This window comes from Serratia sp. TSA_7, from assembly GCF_052692135.1.
The window spans coordinates 800,929-820,188 of the sequence record NZ_JBQZFU010000001.1; the positions used below are offsets into that span (position 1 = coordinate 800,929).

Consider the following 19,260-nt stretch of genomic DNA (forward strand, 5'->3'; position numbering starts at 1 on the left):
TGCAATCAACATGACACGAAGCAATGTAGAAATGCCTAATGAAGTGCAGGCTTGGGTCAGCGAAGGGCGCTACAAAGAAGGCTTTTTCACCCAGCTCGATACCGATGAATTGGCGACGGGCATCAACGAAGATGTGGTGCGCGCCATTTCGGCCAAGCGTAACGAACCTGAGTGGATGCTGGAATTCCGCCTGGAGGCCTACCGTGCCTGGCTGCAAATGGAAGAACCGCACTGGTTGAAAGCGAACTATGACCGGTTGAACTACCAGGATTACAGCTATTACTCGGCGCCATCCTGCGGCAGCTGCGACGACGCCTGCGGTTCCCAGCCCGGCGCCGAACAGCAACCTGGCGCGGCAACCGAAAACAGCTACCTGACCAGCGAGGTTGAGCTGGCGTTTAACCAGCTTGGTGTACCGGTGCGTGAAGGCAGCGAAGTGGCGGTAGACGCGATATTCGATTCGGTATCGGTCTCCACCACCTACCGCGAAAAACTGGCGGAAAGCGGGGTGATTTTCTGCTCGTTCGGCGAGGCGATTCAGGAATACCCGGATCTGGTGCGCAAGTACCTGGGCCGCGTAGTGCCGTCCAACGATAACTTCTTTGCCGCGCTGAACGCCGCAGTGGCCTCCGACGGCACTTTTGTCTACGTGCCGAAAGGCGTGCGCTGCCCGATGGAACTCTCGACCTATTTCCGCATTAACGCCGCCAAAACCGGCCAGTTCGAACGCACGATTCTGATCGCCGATGAAGGCAGCTACGTCAGTTACATCGAAGGTTGCTCAGCCCCGGTGCGTGACAGCTATCAGCTGCATGCGGCGGTAGTGGAAGTGATCCTGCACAAAGACGCCGAAGTGAAATATTCCACGGTGCAAAACTGGTTCTCCGGCGGTGACAGCAAGGGCGGCATTCTCAACTTCGTGACCAAGCGCGCGTTGTGCGAAGGCGCAGGCTCGAAAATGTCCTGGACCCAGTCGGAAACCGGTTCGGCGATCACCTGGAAATACCCGAGCGTGATCCTGCAGGGCGATAACTCAATCGGCGAGTTTTTCTCGGTGGCGCTGACCAGCGGCCATCAGCAGGCGGATACCGGCACCAAGATGATCCACATCGGCAAGAACACCCGATCGACCATCATTGCCAAAGGCATCTCCGCCGGGCACAGCGAGAACACTTACCGCGGCCTGGTGAAAATCCTGCCGGGGGCGGAAAACGCGCGTAACTTTACCCAATGCGACTCGATGCTGATTGGGCCGGACAGCGGAGCCCATACCTTCCCGTACGTGGAGGCCCGCAATAACAGCGCACAGCTGGAACACGAAGCGACCACGTCGAAAATCGGCGATGATCAACTGTTCTACTGTTTGCAGCGCGGCATCAGCGAAGACAATGCCATCTCTATGATCGTCAACGGATTCTGTAAGGACGTGTTCTCGGAACTGCCGCTGGAATTCGCCGTCGAGGCGCAAAAGTTATTGGCCATCAGCCTGGAACACAGCGTGGGCTAAACGCCGGATTTACAGCGCAGCAGCGCTACTTAAGGACACCGCATGTTAAGTATCAAGAATTTGAAAGTCAGCGCCGAAGGCAATGAGATCCTCAAGGGATTGAACCTGGAGATCAAGCCGGGTGAAGTGCATGCCATCATGGGGCCGAACGGCTCGGGCAAGAGTACGCTCTCCGCCACCCTGGCGGGGCGTGAAGAGTATGAGGTGACCGAGGGCGAGGTTACCTTCAAGGGTAAAGACCTGCTTGAGCTGGCCCCGGAAGATCGCGCCGGCGAAGGCGTATTCCTGGCGTTCCAGTATCCGGTGGAGATCCCCGGCGTCAGCAACCACTTCTTCCTGCAGACGTCGGTGAATGCGGTGCGCAAATACCGCCAGCAAGAACCGCTCGACCGCTTCGATTTTGCTGATTTCATCGAAGAAAAGATTGAGCTGCTGAATATGCCCCAGGATCTGTTGACCCGTTCGGTCAACGTCGGTTTCTCCGGCGGCGAGAAAAAGCGTAATGACATTCTGCAGATGGCGGCGCTGGAGCCGGATCTGTGCATCCTGGATGAAACTGACTCCGGCCTGGATATTGACGCGCTGAAGATCGTCGCCAACGGCGTTAATTCGCTGCGGGACGGCAAACGCGCCTTCATTATCGTCACGCACTACCAGCGTATTCTGGACTACATCAAACCGGATTATGTTCATGTTCTGTCCCAAGGGCGCATCGTGAAGTCCGGCGATTTCTCCCTGGTGAAACAGTTGGAGGAGCAGGGCTATGGCTGGCTTACCGACCAACAATAACTCGCGTGCGTTGCAACAGCTTTACAGCCTGTTCGAGGCCCGTGGCGGCGAACACTCCGCTCACGCCCTGGCGCACTGGCAGCAGGCTTTGCGTCTGGGCTGGCCGACGCGCAAACATGAAAACTGGAAATATACCCCGCTGGAGGGCTTGCTGGAGCAGCAGTTCCTTGAGCCGCAGGCCGAGCCGATCGCTGCCGCCCAACGTGATGCGCTGGCGCTGAATCTCGATGCTTATCGGCTGGTGTTTGTCGACGGGCGTTTCAACGCCGCGCTGAGCGACAGCGATCTGGGCGAATACCAGTTCGAGGTCACTCCCTACGGCACGCCGCAGGCATTGCCGGAGCCGATTCAGCCTGAAATTTTTCTGCACCTGACCGAAAGTCTGGCGCAGGAGACCAGCATGATCCGCGTGGCGGCCGGCAAGATCGCTGCGCGGCCGTTGTACCTGTTGCACATCAGCAGTGGACGCGGCGCTGAGGGCGAGGTGAATACTGTGCATCATCGCCATCACCTCGACGTCGGTCGCAATGCCCGGGCTGAGGTGATCGAGCATTATGTCAGCCTGAACGATGCCGCGCATTTCACCGGCGCGCGTCTGACAGCCAGTATCGGAGACAACGCGGAGCTGCGTCACTGCAAGCTGGCGTTCGAAAGCCAGGCGAGCTACCACTTTGCGCATAACGACTTGGTGATTGGCCGCGACGCGCGGGTGAAAAGCGACAGTTTCCTGTTGGGGGCCGGCCTTACGCGGCATAACACCAGCGCGCAGTTGAACGGCGAAGGCTCCAACCTGGTGATCAACAGCCTGGTGTTGCCGGTGGGCAAAGATGTGTGCGATACCCGTACCTATCTGGAGCACAACAAAGGTTACTGCGAGAGCCGTCAACTGCATAAAACGGTGGTCAGCGATCGCGCCAAGGCGGTATTCAACGGCATGATCAAAGTCGCCAAACATGCGATCAAGACCGACGGCCAGATGACCAACCACAACCTGCTGTTGGGTAAGGTGGCGGAGGTGGATACCAAGCCGCAGTTGGAAATCTACGCCGATGACGTGAAATGCAGCCACGGCGCCACCGTCGGGCGTATTGATGAAGAACAACTGTTCTATCTGCAATCGCGCGGTATTGATAAACACGCAGCGCAGCAGATGATCATCTTTGCCTTTGCCGCAGAACTGACCGAGGGCATCGGCAACGATGTTATCCGCGAATGGGTGCTGACGCGCATAGCGCAACGCCTGCCGGGGGAGGCAGCATGAGTTTTCCGATTGAACGGGTGCGCGGCGAATTCCCCCTCCTGGCGCGTGAAGTCAATGGCCGGCCACTGGCTTACCTTGACAGTGCCGCCAGCGCGCAGAAGCCGCAGGCGGTGATCGATCGCGAGCTGGATTTTTATCGCCATGGCTACGCTGCGGTACACCGTGGCATCCACACGCTGAGCGCGGAAGCGACGCAGGACATGGAAGCGGTGCGCGAAAAAGTGGCGGCGTTTATCAACGCCGCTTCTGCGGAAGAGATTGTTTTCGTCAAGGGCACCACCGAGGGCATTAATCTGGTGGCCAACAGCTTTGGCCGCCATGTCCTGCAGCCGGGCGACAGCATTATCATCACCGAGATGGAGCATCATGCCAATATTGTTCCCTGGCAGATGCTGGCGCAGGAGCGCGGGCTTCAACTGCGGGTATGGCCGCTGCAGCAGGACGGCACTCTGGATCTGGCGCAGTTGCCGGGTTTGATCGACTCGTCCACCAAATTGCTGGCGATGACCCAGGTCTCCAACGTGCTGGGCACGGTGAACCCGGTGCGTGAAATCATCGCTCAGGCGAAGGCTGCGGGCCTGAAGGTGCTGATAGACGGTGCACAGGCCGTTATGCATCAGCGCGTGGATGTGCAGGCGCTGGATTGCGATTTCTATGTGTTTTCCGGCCACAAGCTGTATGGCCCTTCCGGTATCGGCATTCTTTATGGCCGCCAGGCGCTGCTGCAGCAAATGCCGCCGTGGGAAGGCGGGGGGGCGATGATAAAGCAGGTCAGCCTGACTAACGGCACCACCTATGCCGAGCCGCCGTGGCGCTTTGAGGCCGGTTCGCCGAACACGGCCGGCATGATGGGGCTGGGCGCGGCGATTGATTATGTTAACGCGCTGGGGCTGGAGGCGATACACGACTACGAGCAGTCGCTGATGCACTATGCGCTCGAAGCGCTGAAACAGGTGCCGACGCTTAAAATCTATGGCCCGACAGAGCGCGCTGGGGTCATTGCCTTTAACCTGGGTGAGCATCACGCTTACGACGTCGGCAGTTTCCTGGATCAATACGGTATCGCCATTCGTACCGGGCACCATTGCGCGATGCCGTTGATGGCGTTCTATAATGTGCCGAGCATGTGTCGCGCTTCTCTGGCGTTATACAACACCCGCGATGAAGTTGATCGGCTGGTGGCCGGGTTGCAGCGTATCCAAAAACTCTTGGGGTAGGTCGAGGGTGCCTCTTGTGGCGCTCTCTGGCGAAACAATGCCTGCAGACAGTTACGCGGGGCCGGCATGCCGGCCCCTGAATTATTGAAAGGATCCTCATGGCGAACTTGCCGGATAAAGATAAGTTGGTGCGTAACTTTTCCCGTTGTCTTAATTGGGAAGATAAGTACCTGTATGTGATTGAACTGGGCGCGAGGCTGCCGGCACTTGCCGAGGACGAACGTCAGGCAAGCAATCTGATTTCCGGCTGCCAGAGCCAGGTGTGGATTGTCATGCGCACTGACGAGCAAGGGCGCGTCGAATTTCACGGCGACAGCGATGCGGCCATCGTCAAAGGGTTGCTGGCGGTAGTGTTTATTCTGTATCACCAAATGACGCCACAGCAGATTACCGAGCTTGATGTGCGGCCCTTTTTCGCCGAACTGGCGTTGAGCCAGCACCTGACGCCATCGCGTTCCCAGGGGTTGGAGGCGATGATCCGCGCTATCCGCAGTAAGGCCACCCAGTTGCTGTAAGCCTGCTTTGACATTCAGAAAGGCTTATTGATGCGTTGAATATATTTCTTGTGTCAGTGAGTCTTTACAAATCCCTTCCGATCCCCCCGTCTGTGCAACAAATCAGTGACATTTCAGCAGCTTGCTTATTGACGTTACATTGACAAACCTGCCGCGCAATTACGTTATAACATGTTGATTTTTAGAGGACTTATTGCCTTTAATGCCAGCGTTGCTAGTATTAATCAGGTATTGTCTGATTTACCTGCCGTCAGGTGCCCGCTAGCCTTGTGGCCGAACCGTAACAAGCATATAGGGATGATAATGAAACGTGCGTTGAGTTTAATGGGCATGCTATTCGCCACCGTACTGACAGGCACCCAAGCCGCCAGCGCGACCGAGTATCCGTTGCCGCCGCCGGACAGCCGCCTGATCGGCGAGAACACCACTTACACCGTACCTAACGATGGCCGCCCGTTGGAGGCAATTGCCGCCGACTATCAAATTGGTCTGCTGGGCATGTTGGAGGCCAATCCGGGTACGGATCCGTTCCTGCCCAAGCCGGGTTCGGTATTAACCATCCCGACTCAAATGCTGCTGCCGGACACCAAGCGTGAGGGGATAGTGGTCAATCTGGCCGAACTGCGCCTGTACTACTACCCGAAAGGCGAGAATAAAGTGATTGTTTATCCTATCGGTATTGGCCAGACCGGCATGCATACGCCGCTGCAGGTGACTTCAGTCAGCCAGAAGATCCCGAACCCGACCTGGACGCCGACGGCCAACATCCGTAAACGCTATCAGGCGAAAGGCGTGACGCTGCCGGCGGTCATACCGGCCGGCCCTGAAAACCCCATGGGGCTGTTTGCCATGCGCCTGGCTATGGGGCACGGTGAGTATCTGATCCACGGAACCAATGCCAATTTCGGTATTGGCATGCGCGTCAGCTCCGGCTGTATCCGCCTGCGTCCGAAGGATATCGAAGCGCTGTTTAACATGGTGCCGCGCGGCACCCGCGTACAGGTGATTAACGATCCGGTGAAAATTTCCGTGGAGCCGGACGGTAAGCGTTACGTCGAAGTCCATCAGCCGCTGTCGAGAGTCGAAAGCGACGATCCGCAGACCATGCCGATTTCACTGTCCAAAACCGAAAAAAGCTTTGTCGAGGATTCGCAGACCGATCGTGCGGTGTTCGACAGTGCGGTTGTACGCCGTTCTGGCATGCCGGTACTGGTTAATCTGGGGCAGAGTACCTCTGAGGTGACTTTAACGCCTGTAGCCCCGCAGGGAGCGAATAAGGGCCTATTCAAGGGGGCGCCTATCAGCTCGGTGAATTAAATACGGGTCATAACTGACGATTCAGAGGGGGTTCAGCGTGCTGAACCCTTTTTTTCGCCTGTGGCGAGGGGAAAGGGGAGCGCAAACAAAAAAAAACGGCGCACAATGTGCGCCGTTTTCAATAACCGAAGCTATCTTACTTTTTGTAAGCGTGAGCTTGGTTGTCCAGGCGCTGGTTAGCACGTGCTGCGTCGTCTTTAGCTGCTTGAACGTCAGAACGGATTGCGTTCACGTCGTTGCTCAGCTGGTCAACTTTAGCGTTCAGAGTCTGAACGTCAGAAGACAGTTGATCGATTTTAGCATTGCTAGAGCAGCCTGCCAGCAGAGTGGAACCCAGGATTACCGCGCCCAGTACCAGTTTAGTACGATTCATTATAACACCCTCTAGATTGAGTTAATCTCCATGTAGCGTTACAAGTATTACACAAACTTTTTTCGAAAGAGAATAATTTTTTTGTATTGGAGTGCTTTATTTTGATCGTTCGCTCAAACTTGCATCTTCTTTTGATGAATAGTTAAAAAATCTAGGGAAAACAGCTGGATTCCATGGGACAACTCCGATTTGTAATTAGCCAAATAATGAGCAATCGGCAGTTGCGTTTTTGGGAAAACAGTTTACTACTGCTAAAAAAAACGCCGCTAAGCGGCGTTTTGGTCAAGACAATTATGTCACGTTTTATATTACAGCACGTGAACCGAGGCAGTATTGGTGGTGCCGCTTGGTACCAAAGCACCAGAAACCATCACCACAACGTCGCCTTTTTGCGCCAGGCCACTGGCCAGTGCAGCTTCTTTGCCAATGCGATAGAAGTCGTCGGTAGAGGCGATTTCTTTGACCATTTGCGGCGTAACGCCTTTGGTCAGGATCAATTGGCGAGCGGTGACTTCGTTGGTGGTCAGCGCCAGGATCACGGCGTTAGGGAAGTATTTACGCACGGATTTGGCTGATTTACCGCCGCTGGTGGCAACCACAATCAATGGCGCGTCCAGTTTTTCTGCGGTTTCAACGGCGCCACGGCAGACGGCTTCGGTGATGCGCAGTTTGCGGTTGTCGTTCAGGCTGTCAATACGGCTTGGCATCACGCGATCGGTGCGCTCGCAGATGGTGGCCATAATGGTCACGGCTTCCAGCGGGTATTTGCCCTTGGCGCTCTCGCCTGACAACATAACGGCGTCGGTGCCGTCCAGAATGGCGTTTGCCACGTCGCCGGCTTCCGCACGGGTAGGGCGCGGGTTCTTGATCATCGAATCCAGCATTTGGGTGGCGGTGATCACCACTTTACGTGCGCGATTACATTTTTCGATCATCATCTTCTGAGCGAAGATCACTTCTTCTACCGGGATTTCTACGCCCAGATCGCCACGAGCTACCATGATGCCGTCAGAGGCTTCGAGGATCTCGTCGAAATTGTTCAGGCCTTCCTGGTTTTCAATTTTGGAGATGATCTGAATCTGCTCGCCGCCGTGGGCTTTCAGATGTTCGCGGATTTCCAGCACGTCGGAGCGTTTGCGGATAAAGGACGCGGCAACGAAGTCGACACCTTGTTCACAGCCGAAAATCAGGTCGCGTTTGTCTTTTTCTGCCAATGCAGGCAGTTGGATGGAAACGCCCGGCAGGTTAACGCCTTTGTTTTCGCCCAGATCGCCGCTGTTCAGTACCTTACAGATCACTTCGTTCTCGGTCACGTTAGTGACTTCCATGCCGATCAGGCCATCGTCGACCAGCACGGTATTGCCGATTTTCAGATCGGCGGAGAAGCCGGCGTAGGTAACGGCAACGCGTTCGTTATTGCCGATAACGCTCTGGTCGGTAGTGAAAGTGAAGGTCTGACCGGCAACCAGCGCCGCGTCTTTACCGCCTTCCAGCTTCATGGTGCGGATTTCCGGGCCTTTGGTATCCAGCAGGATGCCGGCGTTTTTACCGGTTTTCGCGATTACTGCGCGCATGTTCTTGATGCGGTTGCCGTGTTCTTCGTAATCGCCGTGGGAGAAGTTGAGACGCATTACGTTCATGCCTGCATTGAGCAGGTTGGTCAGCATTTCTTCCGATTCGGTTTTTGGACCGATGGTACAAACAATTTTGGTCTTTTTCATGACGGAGTTTTCTACAAGTTGTGATGGATAAAAAAACGAATAAAACCAGCGGCCAGGCCACCGGTATGGAATTTGAGTCGCGCCTGGTGGTGCAAAACACAGTTAAGGATAGGTGACCAGAGTTGAAATGGGGTGTAAAAATTCAGCCCGCGCCAGGGCGTAGGGATGCTGCGCAACATGATGAGATGAAAATGTGTTGTTATTGCGTTTTCGCAGATCAAGGGCTGAAACCATTCAACTGAAAGACGTTGCGCATTATAAAGGCTAAGCGACGGGAAACAAAATAAAAAACCGGTGATCGACGGCGGATCCGGCAAATCAGCAGCAAATGTGGCGCAAATGCAAATCATCAGCAGGTGTTTGTTGCGCAAATAACCTTGCTGTGAACGCCACAATTAACGCGATCAATCTGCCGTGATGATTTCCAGCAGGGTTCCGGCAGTCAGGCAGAAGCAGCCGCTGGCGGTATTGGCGGGAATGGCGATAGTTTCCCCGGCCACCACCACCTGAGTATCACTGCCAACGGTGAATTCAAACTCACCGGAAACGACCCGCGTTTGCAATGAATGCTCCCGCTTTTGCAGTTGCCCGAAGGTGCCGGCTCCGAATTTGACTTCCGTAGCACGGGCGCCATCGCTCATTACGCCTTGGCGGCGGATGAGGCCGTTGTCGAGTTTTTCAAACGGAGTTTCTGCGGTAAATGTCAGCATTAAACTTGTCCTGTAAAAGGTGTTCGCCATGATGATATTCGGATACGGCTAGCGGTTACAGAAGTAACGTTCGGGAATCGCATGGGCAGATTAGGGTAATGGAAGTATCGGATAGAAAGGTCAAGCCTGAGGGAATAACGATTTGGTGCGTCCGAGTGGACTCGAACCACCGACCCCCACCATGTCAAGGTGGTGCTCTAACCAACTGAGCTACGGACGCACTGCACTGCTTTAGAAATTTGGTGCGTCCGAGTGGACTCGAACCACCGACCCCCACCATGTCAAGGTGGTGCTCTAACCAACTGAGCTACGGACGCACTGTACTGCTTTAGGAATTTGGTGCGTCCGAGTGGACTCGAACCACCGACCCCCACCATGTCAAGGTGGTGCTCTAACCAACTGAGCTACGGACGCATCTTTTCCTGTCTGTCATGGCTGACAGCGGGGACGAATATTAACGAGCTACCTGCGCGCTGGCAAGGAGAAAAACGTAATTTTATCCGCTATTTCACACGATTGCTGAGCTTATGTGCAGTGCGGTTGTTTTTTCTGCAAACACGGACGAAGAAGCCACCGGCGGCGGAATAAACCGGCCGGTGGCGAAACTTAGCGGGTGGAGCGCTGCAAGATCAGGGCAGCAGGCTGTTTTTGCAGCCAGCGCATGCGCGTGGCCATCATGATGGCCGCAAAGGTCAGGCCGATGATAAAACCAATCCAGAAGCCGCTTGGCCCCATCGCCGGCACCAGGACATCGGTCAACGCCAGCAGGTAGCCGCTCGGCAGGCCCAGCACCCAATAAGCGATAAAGGTGATGAAGAAGATTGACCGGGTATCTTTATAACCGCGCAGAATACCGCTGCCGATCACCTGAATCGAATCGGAAATCTGATAAATGGCCGCCAGCAACATCAGGTGCGACGCCATCGCAACTACCGCCGGGCTGTCGTTATATAACAGCGCGATTTGTTCGCGGAAAGTGGCGGTAAACAGCGCGGTGCAGCAGGCCATCAGGATGCCGACGCCGATAGCGGCATAGGCGGCAATCCGCGCGCCTTCGACCGAACCTTCACCGAGCCGATAGCCGACGCGAATGGTGGCGCTGACGCCGAGCGACAGTGGCAACACGAACATCAACGCGCTGAAGTTCAGTGCAATCTGATGCCCGGCCACGGAAACGATGCCCAGCGGCGAGACCAGCAGGGCGACGATGGCGAACAGCGTCACCTCGAAAAACAGCGCCAACGCCACCGGCAGACCGATACCGATGAGGCGTTTCATCGCCGGCCAGTCCGGGCTGCGGTTGCTGCCTTCATGCGGCAGGATGTCACGTTGCGACGGTGCACGTTTTACATACCAGCGCATTGCCAGGAACATGAACCAGTAGACGCTGCCGGTTGCTACGCCGCAACCGACGCCGCCCAGCTCAGGCATACCGAACTTGCCGTAGATGAAGATATAGTTAATCGGGATATTGACCAGCAGGCCGAGAAAGCCAATCACCATGCCGGGTTTGGTTTTCGACAGTCCTTCACACTGGCCACGCAGCACCTGGAAGAACAGATAGCCCGGCGCGCCCCACATGATGGCATGCAGGTAGCCAACGGCTTTATCCGCCAGTTGCGGATCGATATTGTGCATCATGTCGATCACGAACTTGCTGTTATACAGCACGAAAATGATCAGGACAGAGACCGCACAAGCCAGCCAGAACCCCTGGCGTACCTGATGAGCGATACGGTCGCGGCGGCCGGCGCCGTTAAGCTGCGCGATCACCGGAGTTAGCGCTAGCAGCAGGCCGTGGCCGAACAGAATGGCCGGCAACCAGATAGAGGTGCCGACGGCGACGGCGGCCATATCCGTGGCGCTATAAGCGCCGGCCATAATGGTATCGACCACGCCCATTGCGGTTTGCGATATTTGCGCGATGATTACCGGAATTGCGAGGGCCAATAAACTACGCGCTTCAATGAAGTACTTCTGCACGCATACACCTTTTCTATTTATTTATGATTGAGGGGAGGGTCGTCGCGAAAGGACAACAATTAAAAATAGCGGAATTTTGTCCAAAAGATTGTACGCGCTCGGCGTCGTTAAGCAAATGTTGTGACGAAATAGTTATTAAATGCGCAGGCGCGGATTTTTTGTCTCCCCGGGTTTGGTTTTCCTCGCCAACTGGGGCAAACTGCCCCAAGCGCTTTAAACATTTTCAGAAAGAAGAGGCTCACATGTTCACCGGTATCGTACAAGGCACCGCGCCGCTGGTCGCCATTGATGAAAAATCCAACTTCCGTACCCACGTCATAGAGATGCCTGCGGAACTGCTGCCTGGGCTGGAGCTCGGCGCGTCGGTGTCCCATAACGGTTGCTGCCTGACCGTCACCGCGGTGGAAGGCAACCGCGTCAGTTTTGATCTGATCAAAGAAACGTTGCGCCTGACCAATCTCGGCGATCTGGCTTTGGGGGACGTGGTCAATATCGAAAGGGCGGCCAAGTTCAACGATGAAATTGGCGGCCACCTGATGTCCGGCCATATTATCTGCACGGCGGAAGTCGCCAAGATTTATACCTCCGAGAATAATCGTCAGATATGGCTGCGCATGCCGGATGCGGAACTGATGAAATACGTTCTGCATAAAGGTTTTATTGGCATTGACGGTATTAGCCTGACGATCGGAGAGGTGGTGAATAACCGTTTCTGCGTGCACCTGATCCCGGAGACGCTTGAACGCACCACGCTGGGCAAAAAACGCCTGGGCGACAAGGTGAATATTGAGATTGATCCACAAACGCAGGCGGTGGTAGATACCGTTGAGCGGGTGTTGGCGAGCCGCGAAGCGGCCATGGCGACGGCGAGCGCGCTGGCGCAGAAGATCTGACGGACAATAACCACAGAGGAGTAACCGCGTGAAGTTTTATGGGAAAACCTTGATGTTAACGGCGCTGCTGGCGCTGAGTGCCTGTAGCAGCTCACCTGAGCAGGGCGCGGCCAATCAGGCCGTTGATGCAGAAAGTGATACCTGCGGTGCCGCGCAATACCAGAGTTACGTCGGCAAGCCGATGTCAGCGCTGGAAGGCGTTCAGATTGAATCTCAGGTACGTGCGATTCCGTACAATTCGGCCGTTACTATGGACTTTAACCTGCGTCGTCTGAACTTCCTGGGCGACAGCGAGGATAAAATCATTCGGGTTTATTGCGGCTGATCAGCCATTGGTTAGCGCATAATATAAAACGCCCCCGGTAAAAACCGGGGGCGTTTCGTTGTGGCATGGCATTAATCAGCGCGGGACGCGGATACCGCCTTCAATGCCTTTAGGGCTGAATACCACCTGCCACAATTGAATGTCACGCGCGCGAAACGCCCCTGCACAGGCGTTCAGATAATAGCTGAACATACGTTCGAAACGCTCGGAATAACGCTGAGCCAATTGCGGCCATGCCTGCCTGAAACGCTCGTACCAGACCATCAGGGTACGATCGTAATCGGCACCAATATTATGCCAATCTTCCATCACGAAACGCCCCTCGCTGGCTTTGGCTATCTGCGTAACTGAAGGCAGGCAGCCATTCGGGAAGATATATTTGTTGATCCACGGGTCAACATTCATATCTGTCCGATTCGAGCCAATGGTGTGCAGCAGGAAAAGGCCATCCGGTTTTAAATTACGCTCCACCACCTTGAAGTAGGTGCGATAATTTTTGGGGCCAACGTGCTCAAACATGCCGACGGAGGCAATGCGATCAAACTGCTGGTGCAGATCGCGGTAGTCCTTCAGCAGAATTTCAACGTCCAGCCCGGCGCAGCGCTCCTGCGCCAACTTTTGCTGTTCGGCGGAAATGGTTACGCCCACGACGGAAACGCCATAGTTTTTCGCCGCAAAGGCGGAGAGGCCGCCCCAACCGCAGCCGATATCCAGTAATTTCATCCCCGGTTGCAACTGCAGTTTCTCGCAAATCATTCGCAGCTTGGCTTCCTGCGCTTCTTCTAGCGTGGTTGCCTCTTTCCAATAGGCGCAGGAATATTGCATATAGGGATCGAGCATCAGCGTAAACAGATCGTTTCCCAGATCGTAATGCTCTTTGCCGACAATCCAGGCACGTTTCTTCGATTGCAAATTGATTAATCGCGCGGCGGCAATTCGCAGGATATCTTTCACATGGTGGGGGAGTTTCTTTTCCAGGCCTGCGCCGACTACGTGTTGAAAGAATATATCCAGCCGTTCGCATTCCCACCAGCCATCCATATAGCTTTCGCCCAAGCCGAGAGAACCTTCCCGCAACACGCGTTTAAAAAAATCAGGATTTTTAATCTGAATATCGAAAGGACGTGAGCCGTTTATTTCTATACCGGCCATACTGAGCATTTCATGAGCGATACGGTACCATGGGTTGTCCTGAATGCTCACATCTTCTATACACGATGAACTCATAGCTTCTCCATCACCTTCTTCTGACTTATGACCCGCCAGAAAATAGCTTAGACAATTTCTGCGGGCGCATATGTATACCTACGGTGGAAAGTCACCGTGGCGTCTGATATCCGACTATGAACAGAGGAAAATTTTAAGAAGGCTCCAGCGCAATAGGCGCGGATAAACAAATCCTTAAAAAAGTGTGACGCCATACGCGTACACAACAGCTACTTGTGATAATAAGACTATAAAAGTGTTATTTTAAAAGGTCGTTTTGAGTATAGGCTTGCCGAGGCGCTTACTCAACCGTAAATCGCACTCGGCAAAAATATTCTTTAAGTGATTATTCGTGCAGGTAATTATGACGCAGAGTTAGCATGTTCCTGTCGCACTGCCTGCGAATTATCGATCACTTTTCCCCGTTGCAACATATACCCCAACGCGGCCAATACTACCGTTGAAACCATCACCGTTACCGTCGCCAACAGCGGTTGGGCTATAAAGGCCGAAACCAATAGGCTCGCGACAAAGCACAGGCCCAATTGCAGGGTATTTTGCAGCGCTGCGGCTTTGCCTGTGCCTTCCGGGAACGGCATCAACGCATTCGCCACTACGATCGGGTAGCAGGCTCCGTTGACCAGCGCCATCAGGCAGAATGGAATCAGCAACGTGGTGAGCGTGGGCTCGGTCAATGTCGCCACCAGATATAACGCCACCATGCTGATGCCATAACCTACCAGCAGCCAGGGCAGCAAGGTGTTGCCATTCATGCGGTTTAACGCCGTACGGCAACCGTAACCGCCCAATAAGAAAGCCAGCGTCTGCGGGACATAGCTCAGACCAATATCATTGGGGCTGTAACCCATATCGCCAAGAATAAACGGCGAACCGGTGAGCCAGGCAAAAAAACCGGCAGAGCAGGCGGCAAAAATGGTGACGTTACCGCTGAATACCGGCGATTTCAGCAGTTGGAAGAAACTCAGGGTGTTTTTGGTCTGGGCAGATGGCGCGCTTTTGGCGCTTTCCTTCAGTAACAGCGTCGGCAGCAGCAAAATGACGGTGATACCCAGCAGCACGGCGAAAATTGCCCGCCATCCCATGTGGTTCAACAGCCAGGCGCCGACCAACGGTGCCAGCGCAGGCGAAAGTGCTACCAGCGGCATAATGGTGGCGAATACGCGGTTGGCCTTGCCTTCACGGTAGCGGTCAATGACCAGTGCCTGCCAGGTGACGGCGGCTGAACACACACCGATCGCCTGGATAAAGCGCAGCGACCACAATTGGACGGCATTTTGCACCCACAGCATGCCGAGGCAGCCCAGAGCAAACAGCGCCAGGCCAATCAGCAGCACGGGTTTACGGCCCAAATTATCGGAGAGCGGTCCCCAGAGCAGTTGAGCAAAGGCAAATCCGGCCAGGAAAATGCTAAGGCTGGCGCTGATTGCGCCGGCGGAAATTTGCAGATCTTGCTGCATAGCGCCAAAGGCGGGCAGATACATGTCGGTGGCCAGGTAACCCAGCATGCTCAGGCCGGCAAGATAGAACATAAAACCAAAGGAATTTCGCATGGTATTTCTCATTAATATTTTATTGTCGCAGGTTTTTAGCGCCGGCAAGTGTATCCGGCTGGATCTCTGCTTGTGAAACGGTAATATTTGCGAAGTGCTGTTAAAAAAATTGAAGGCAAAAATCATGTGGTCTGAATATTCGCTTGATGTCGTGGACGCGGTCGCCCGCACCGGCAGCTTCAGCGCGGCGGCGCAGGAACTGCACCGGGTACCTTCGGCGGTTAGCTATACTGTGCGGCAACTGGAACAATGGTTGGCGGTACCGCTATTTGAACGGCGTCATCGCGATGTAGAACTGACGCCGGCCGGCACGCTGTTTATTCAGGAAGCGCGCGGTGTCATCAAAAAAATGCTCGACACTCGCAGGCAGTGCCAGCAGGTGGCCAATGGTTGGCGTGGCCAATTAAAAATTGCGGTGGATATCATCGTCAAACCGCAGCGCTGCCGTCAGCTGGTGCTGGATTTTTACCGTCAATTCCCCGATGTCGAGCTGTTGGTCCAACCCGAAGTGTTTAACGGCGTATGGGATGCGCTGGTGGACGGGCGTGCCGATATGGCGATCGGCGCTACGCGGGCGGTGCCGGTTGGCGGCGGTTTCGCCTTTCGCGACATGGGCGACATGCGTTGGTTGTGTGTCGCCAGCCCCCAGCATCCCTTGGCGGGGTTGGATGGCCTGCTGAAAGATGATCAGCTCCGGCCTTTCCCTTCGCTGTGTCTGGAGGATACGTCACGCAATCTGCCCAAGCGGGTCACCTGGACGCTGGACAATCAACGGCGGCTGGTGGTGCCGGATTGGGCCTCTGCGGTGGATTGCCTGTGCGCCGGATTGTGCGTCGGCATGATGCCTGCGCATCAGGTATTGCCGTTGGTACAGCGTGGTGAATTGGTGGCGCTGCAACTGCAACAGCCATTTCCCGCCAGCCCATGTTGCCTGACCTGGCAGCAGAATACCCCATCGCCGGCGATGGCCTGGCTGCTGGATTACCTGGGGGACAGCGAAACCTTGAATCAGGAATGGTTAAGCGAAGTGACGCCGGAAGCCGCTTTGGCTCCCGGCGCAGGCGACTAGCGGCGGTAATCGATGAAGGGGCCGTCGGCGACCGAGCGGCGTTCAACCAGCTTCGGATGTACTTCAATGACTTGCGATTCTTCACGCTTGCTGATGATGCGATCCAGCAGCATGGTGAACGCCATCTCGCCCAAACGCTCTTTGGGCTGATGGATGGTCGTCAGTGCCGGCGTGAAATAGCGGGCGTTGCGCACATTATCGTAACCAATAACGGAAATATCCTGCGGTACGCGCAACCCCAGCTCATCAGCGGCGCAAATAGCGCCCATTGCCATGATGTCGCCGCCGCAGAATACCGCCGTTGGGCGCTGTTTCTGCGATAATATCTGGTGCATGGCCTTGTAGCCGGATTCCGGTTCGAAGTCACCTTGTACAATCCACTCGTCGCGCACCTCGATATTGGCTTCTTCCATGGCTTTTAAAAAGCCCTGATGGCGGCCGCCGCCGGTGTTGCGCGCTAATTGGCCCGGAATGGCGCCAATCTCACGGTGGCCACGCTCGATCAGATAGCGGCCGGCCAGATAACCGCCTTCGAAGGCGTTGTCGATAATGGTATCGGTAAAATCACCGCGTGCTGCGCCCCAGTCCATGACCACCATTGGGATGTTACGGTAATCTTCCAACATCCCCAGCAATTGATCCGGGTATTCAGAGCACATCACCAGCAGGCCATCGACGCGTTTTTGCGCCAGCATCGCCAGATAAGCGCGTTGCTTGTCGAGGTTATTGTGCGAGTTACACAGGATCAGCGTATAGCCTTTGCTGTAGCAGCTGTTTTCCACCGCCTCGATCACTTCGGCGAAATAGGGCGCTTCGCTGGAGGTAGCCAGCAGACCGATAGATTTGGTGTGATTGACTTTCAGGCTGCGCGCCACGGCGCTGGGAGAATAGTGCAGCTCTTTGATCGCGGCCGCAACGGCCGCTTTAGTCTCTTCGGCGACGAAACGAGTCTTATTGATGACGTGCGAAACGGTGGTGGTGGAAACGCCAGCGCGTTTGGCCACATCTTTAATCGTTGCCATGTAAAGAATGACTCCTGAACTCACATGTTGCAGCATGTAAGTGTGATGTTAATCGTTTGCCTGCGTAGATCCTTCTTCCAAATAAGCGAAGCTGAGTTTTTAGTGTATTGAAGTCGTCAGCGTTTGGTCAGGAGGGGCATTTTTGCCGGTACGCAGTTGTGAACTGCGAATTTTGTCCCATATTGAGCCAAAGTGGAAGAGGTAATCAGTATTATAAACCGGGAAATGATAACAAGATTTTATTGTCTAACTGTGGGAAAATGGTTTGACGCATTAATTGTGTGCCTTTTATCCTTGGGATAACCCGTCTGAAAAGGAGTTGTAATGGATACCGATCTGAAAATGTCACTGTTCACCACTGTGTGTGCGCTGGCCGTTATTATTGCTTTTAGCTTCACCGCGGCGTTGAACTGATCCCCGGTTGTCACACAGGCGCAGTTCACTGCGCTTGTTCGCATTTTCCCACCGCTACGTCAGATTTTTCCACAAGTGCTCCGTTCACCCACTGCCGGATGTTTTCCATGCGGCTTCGCGAAACCGTGGTCTGAGAGCGACGAAAAGGCCTAAGATCAGAACGCTTGCGGTAGGCGGTGAGGCGTGCGGCTGGGGGGCCAGCCGCGGAGGCGATTATCGAATGGTTTTCGGTGTTACCACACGGCGGGCGCCAATGTAGTGGTTTTGCCAGTAGTCGTTGTCCAACTGGCTGATACGGATTTCCTCACCGGTACGCGGTGACTGAATGAATTTGCCGTTGCCCAGATAGACGCCGACGTGATCGGCCACGCCGCGGTTGTTGATGCGGAAGAACACCAGGTCACCGCTTTCCAGCTCGTTTTTCTTGATCGGCGCCGCGTCGCGCAGGTGATACATCTCGTTGGCAGTACGCGGCATCTTGATTTTCACTACGTCTTTATAGGCGTAATAAATCAGTCCGCTACAGTCAAAACCGGTTCTTGGCGAAGTGCCGCCCCAGCGATAAGGTTTGCCCATTTGATCCATCAGCTTGGCCATCGCGGTTTGCTTGGCGTGCTGATAGCGCTTTTTGTGCGCCGGGCTGAGTTTCAGCGGTTTTTCGTCGCGAGCCAATTTGGCGGTGGCCATGCCGGGTTCCCGGTGACGGCCATAGCCTTTTTTGTAACCCTTTTTCGGTGGGGTCACTTTGATTTTGGCTATTTTCTGGGTTTGGTGTTTCGATTTTGCGCTGACGATCTTTTTAGCGGTTTTTTCTGTTTTGGTTTTGGAAACCTTGGCTGTTTTTGGCGGAGCAGTGACTTTCACTTTTTTGCTGGCCTTTGCCGCTTTCTTTTTCTTGCGGTCATCCGGCCGGGCTTCATTAACGTGGCTTTTGCGCTGCTCGGCGGCAATACGCGCCTGTGGCGCAGCGTGCGCCAGATTTAAGAATAGCTGTGTAAACAACAGCACAAAAAGCGTAAGAATTAAACGCATGTCGACGTTACCAACCTTGGCCCCGGAACAGATATCGAAAGAATGACAGTATTCCCCAATTTCGCCATATAAAACAGCGAAGAACTCATAAATGATAATCCATATTGTGAGAAAACGTTAACAGCATTTTTTTTGTTGAAAAATCAATCCGTTGATGTATAAAAAATCACCTTTCTCCGCTGTCGGAATTATTAAAGGATACCGAGTGGCGGAAAAATATATTAGTGAAATGGTCGGATTAAAAATGTTATTCTGAGCGTATGTTTTAACCGGAACGGCCTTTGCCGGTGAGATGCGATTGGCAACGGGGAATACCCTTGCAAAAGATGGCGTTT

General features: G+C 54.5%; 19 protein-coding genes and 3 tRNA genes. 10 read left to right on the top strand and 12 right to left on the bottom strand.

Translation table 11 applies throughout. The annotated features are described in order from the left end of the window. The first annotated feature begins 10 nt into the window (after positions 1 to 10). The 6 genes from sufB to ACUTQW_RS03950 all read left to right on the top strand — a co-directional run bounded on the left by sufB (position 11) and on the right by ACUTQW_RS03950 (position 6,606). Positions 11 to 1,507: a Fe-S cluster assembly protein SufB gene (gene sufB, locus ACUTQW_RS03925; RefSeq protein WP_004943701.1), complete on the top strand. Its 1,497-nt coding sequence runs from the start codon at positions 11 to 13 to the stop codon at positions 1,505 to 1,507. A gap of 42 nt (positions 1,508 to 1,549) precedes the next feature. Next, positions 1,550 to 2,296, top strand: coding sequence for a Fe-S cluster assembly ATPase SufC (gene sufC / locus ACUTQW_RS03930; RefSeq protein WP_004943704.1), 747 nt, complete (start codon positions 1,550 to 1,552; stop codon positions 2,294 to 2,296). Further along, positions 2,271 to 3,557 carry a Fe-S cluster assembly protein SufD gene (sufD, locus tag ACUTQW_RS03935; protein ID WP_004943708.1) on the top strand — a complete coding sequence of 429 codons (1,287 nt, stop codon included), beginning with the start codon at positions 2,271 to 2,273 and terminating at the stop codon, positions 3,555 to 3,557. Before sufC ends, sufD begins: the two co-directional genes overlap by 26 nt. Next, positions 3,554 to 4,774: a cysteine desulfurase SufS gene (gene sufS, locus ACUTQW_RS03940; protein WP_006324931.1), complete on the top strand. Its 1,221-nt coding sequence runs from the start codon at positions 3,554 to 3,556 to the stop codon at positions 4,772 to 4,774. The genes sufD and sufS overlap by 4 nt, the downstream gene beginning before the upstream one ends. A 98-nt stretch (positions 4,775 to 4,872) precedes the next feature. Next, positions 4,873 to 5,289, top strand: coding sequence for a cysteine desulfuration protein SufE (sufE, locus tag ACUTQW_RS03945; protein ID WP_006324932.1), 417 nt, complete (start codon positions 4,873 to 4,875; stop codon positions 5,287 to 5,289). 303 nt (positions 5,290 to 5,592) lie between these two features. After that, the gene (locus tag ACUTQW_RS03950; protein ID WP_004943715.1) at positions 5,593 to 6,606 is read left to right on the top strand and encodes a L,D-transpeptidase family protein; all 1,014 of its coding nucleotides are present in this window, start codon (positions 5,593 to 5,595) and stop codon (positions 6,604 to 6,606) included. Between the two features lie 136 nt (positions 6,607 to 6,742). Here ACUTQW_RS03950 and ACUTQW_RS03955 read toward each other — a convergent pair whose 3' ends face one another. From ACUTQW_RS03955 to ACUTQW_RS03990, 8 genes are all read right to left on the bottom strand, one after another. Then, the gene (locus tag ACUTQW_RS03955; protein ID WP_004943717.1) at positions 6,743 to 6,979 is read right to left on the bottom strand and encodes a major outer membrane lipoprotein; all 237 of its coding nucleotides are present in this window, start codon (positions 6,977 to 6,979) and stop codon (positions 6,743 to 6,745) included. Between the two features lie 308 nt (positions 6,980 to 7,287). After that, on the bottom strand, positions 7,288 to 8,700 hold the full coding sequence (gene pykF / locus ACUTQW_RS03960) for a pyruvate kinase PykF (protein ID WP_004943718.1): 1,413 nt from the start codon (positions 8,698 to 8,700) through the stop codon (positions 7,288 to 7,290). Between the two features lie 11 nt (positions 8,701 to 8,711). Continuing rightward, positions 8,712 to 9,071 carry a hypothetical protein gene (locus ACUTQW_RS03965; RefSeq protein ID WP_139281225.1) on the bottom strand — a complete coding sequence of 120 codons (360 nt, stop codon included), beginning with the start codon at positions 9,069 to 9,071 and terminating at the stop codon, positions 8,712 to 8,714. Positions 9,072 to 9,104: 33 nt separating this feature from the next. After that, positions 9,105 to 9,410 carry a hypothetical protein gene (locus ACUTQW_RS03970; RefSeq protein WP_004943720.1) on the bottom strand — a complete coding sequence of 102 codons (306 nt, stop codon included), beginning with the start codon at positions 9,408 to 9,410 and terminating at the stop codon, positions 9,105 to 9,107. A 143-nt stretch (positions 9,411 to 9,553) separates the two neighbouring features. Next, positions 9,554 to 9,630: transfer RNA gene (locus ACUTQW_RS03975), tRNA-Val, on the bottom strand. 20 nt (positions 9,631 to 9,650) lie between these two features. After that, positions 9,651 to 9,727, bottom strand: a tRNA-Val gene (locus tag ACUTQW_RS03980). A gap of 20 nt (positions 9,728 to 9,747) precedes the next feature. After that, positions 9,748 to 9,824 (bottom strand) — tRNA-Val (locus ACUTQW_RS03985). A gap of 192 nt (positions 9,825 to 10,016) precedes the next feature. Beyond that, on the bottom strand, positions 10,017 to 11,393 hold the full coding sequence (locus ACUTQW_RS03990; protein ID WP_004943723.1) for an MATE family efflux transporter: 1,377 nt from the start codon (positions 11,391 to 11,393) through the stop codon (positions 10,017 to 10,019). Positions 11,394 to 11,635: 242 nt separating this feature from the next. On the opposite strand from ACUTQW_RS03990, the gene ACUTQW_RS03995 reads away from it, so the two are divergent. Next, positions 11,636 to 12,286 carry a riboflavin synthase gene (locus ACUTQW_RS03995; RefSeq protein ID WP_006324934.1) on the top strand — a complete coding sequence of 217 codons (651 nt, stop codon included), beginning with the start codon at positions 11,636 to 11,638 and terminating at the stop codon, positions 12,284 to 12,286. A gap of 28 nt (positions 12,287 to 12,314) precedes the next feature. Continuing rightward, the gene (locus ACUTQW_RS04000) at positions 12,315 to 12,611 is read left to right on the top strand and encodes an I78 family peptidase inhibitor (protein WP_193378404.1); all 297 of its coding nucleotides are present in this window, start codon (positions 12,315 to 12,317) and stop codon (positions 12,609 to 12,611) included. A 75-nt stretch (positions 12,612 to 12,686) separates the two neighbouring features. On the opposite strand, the gene cfa is transcribed toward ACUTQW_RS04000, so the two are convergent. Next, positions 12,687 to 13,838: a cyclopropane fatty acyl phospholipid synthase gene (gene cfa, locus ACUTQW_RS04005; protein WP_006324936.1), complete on the bottom strand. Its 1,152-nt coding sequence runs from the start codon at positions 13,836 to 13,838 to the stop codon at positions 12,687 to 12,689. A 341-nt stretch (positions 13,839 to 14,179) separates the two neighbouring features. Then, positions 14,180 to 15,388, bottom strand: coding sequence for a purine nucleoside transporter PunC (gene punC / locus ACUTQW_RS04010; protein WP_006324937.1), 1,209 nt, complete (start codon positions 15,386 to 15,388; stop codon positions 14,180 to 14,182). A 124-nt stretch (positions 15,389 to 15,512) separates the two neighbouring features. On the opposite strand from punC, the gene punR reads away from it, so the two are divergent. Further along, the gene (gene punR / locus ACUTQW_RS04015; RefSeq protein WP_020438922.1) at positions 15,513 to 16,457 is read left to right on the top strand and encodes a DNA-binding transcriptional activator PunR; all 945 of its coding nucleotides are present in this window, start codon (positions 15,513 to 15,515) and stop codon (positions 16,455 to 16,457) included. Here the strand turns inward: punR and purR are convergent. Further along, complete coding sequence (purR, locus tag ACUTQW_RS04020; RefSeq protein WP_004943736.1) at positions 16,454 to 17,479, bottom strand: HTH-type transcriptional repressor PurR; 1,026 nt, start codon at positions 17,477 to 17,479, stop codon at positions 16,454 to 16,456. The genes punR and purR overlap by 4 nt on opposite strands. Positions 17,480 to 17,803: 324 nt before the next feature. Between purR and cydH the strand changes: the two genes are divergently transcribed. Continuing rightward, complete coding sequence (gene cydH / locus ACUTQW_RS04025) at positions 17,804 to 17,893, top strand: cytochrome bd-I oxidase subunit CydH (RefSeq protein ID WP_004943739.1); 90 nt, start codon at positions 17,804 to 17,806, stop codon at positions 17,891 to 17,893. A 213-nt stretch (positions 17,894 to 18,106) separates the two neighbouring features. Here cydH and ACUTQW_RS04030 read toward each other — a convergent pair whose 3' ends face one another. Next, positions 18,107 to 18,925 carry a C40 family peptidase gene (locus ACUTQW_RS04030; protein WP_006324939.1) on the bottom strand — a complete coding sequence of 273 codons (819 nt, stop codon included), beginning with the start codon at positions 18,923 to 18,925 and terminating at the stop codon, positions 18,107 to 18,109. Positions 18,926 to 19,260: the final 335 nt, after the last annotated feature.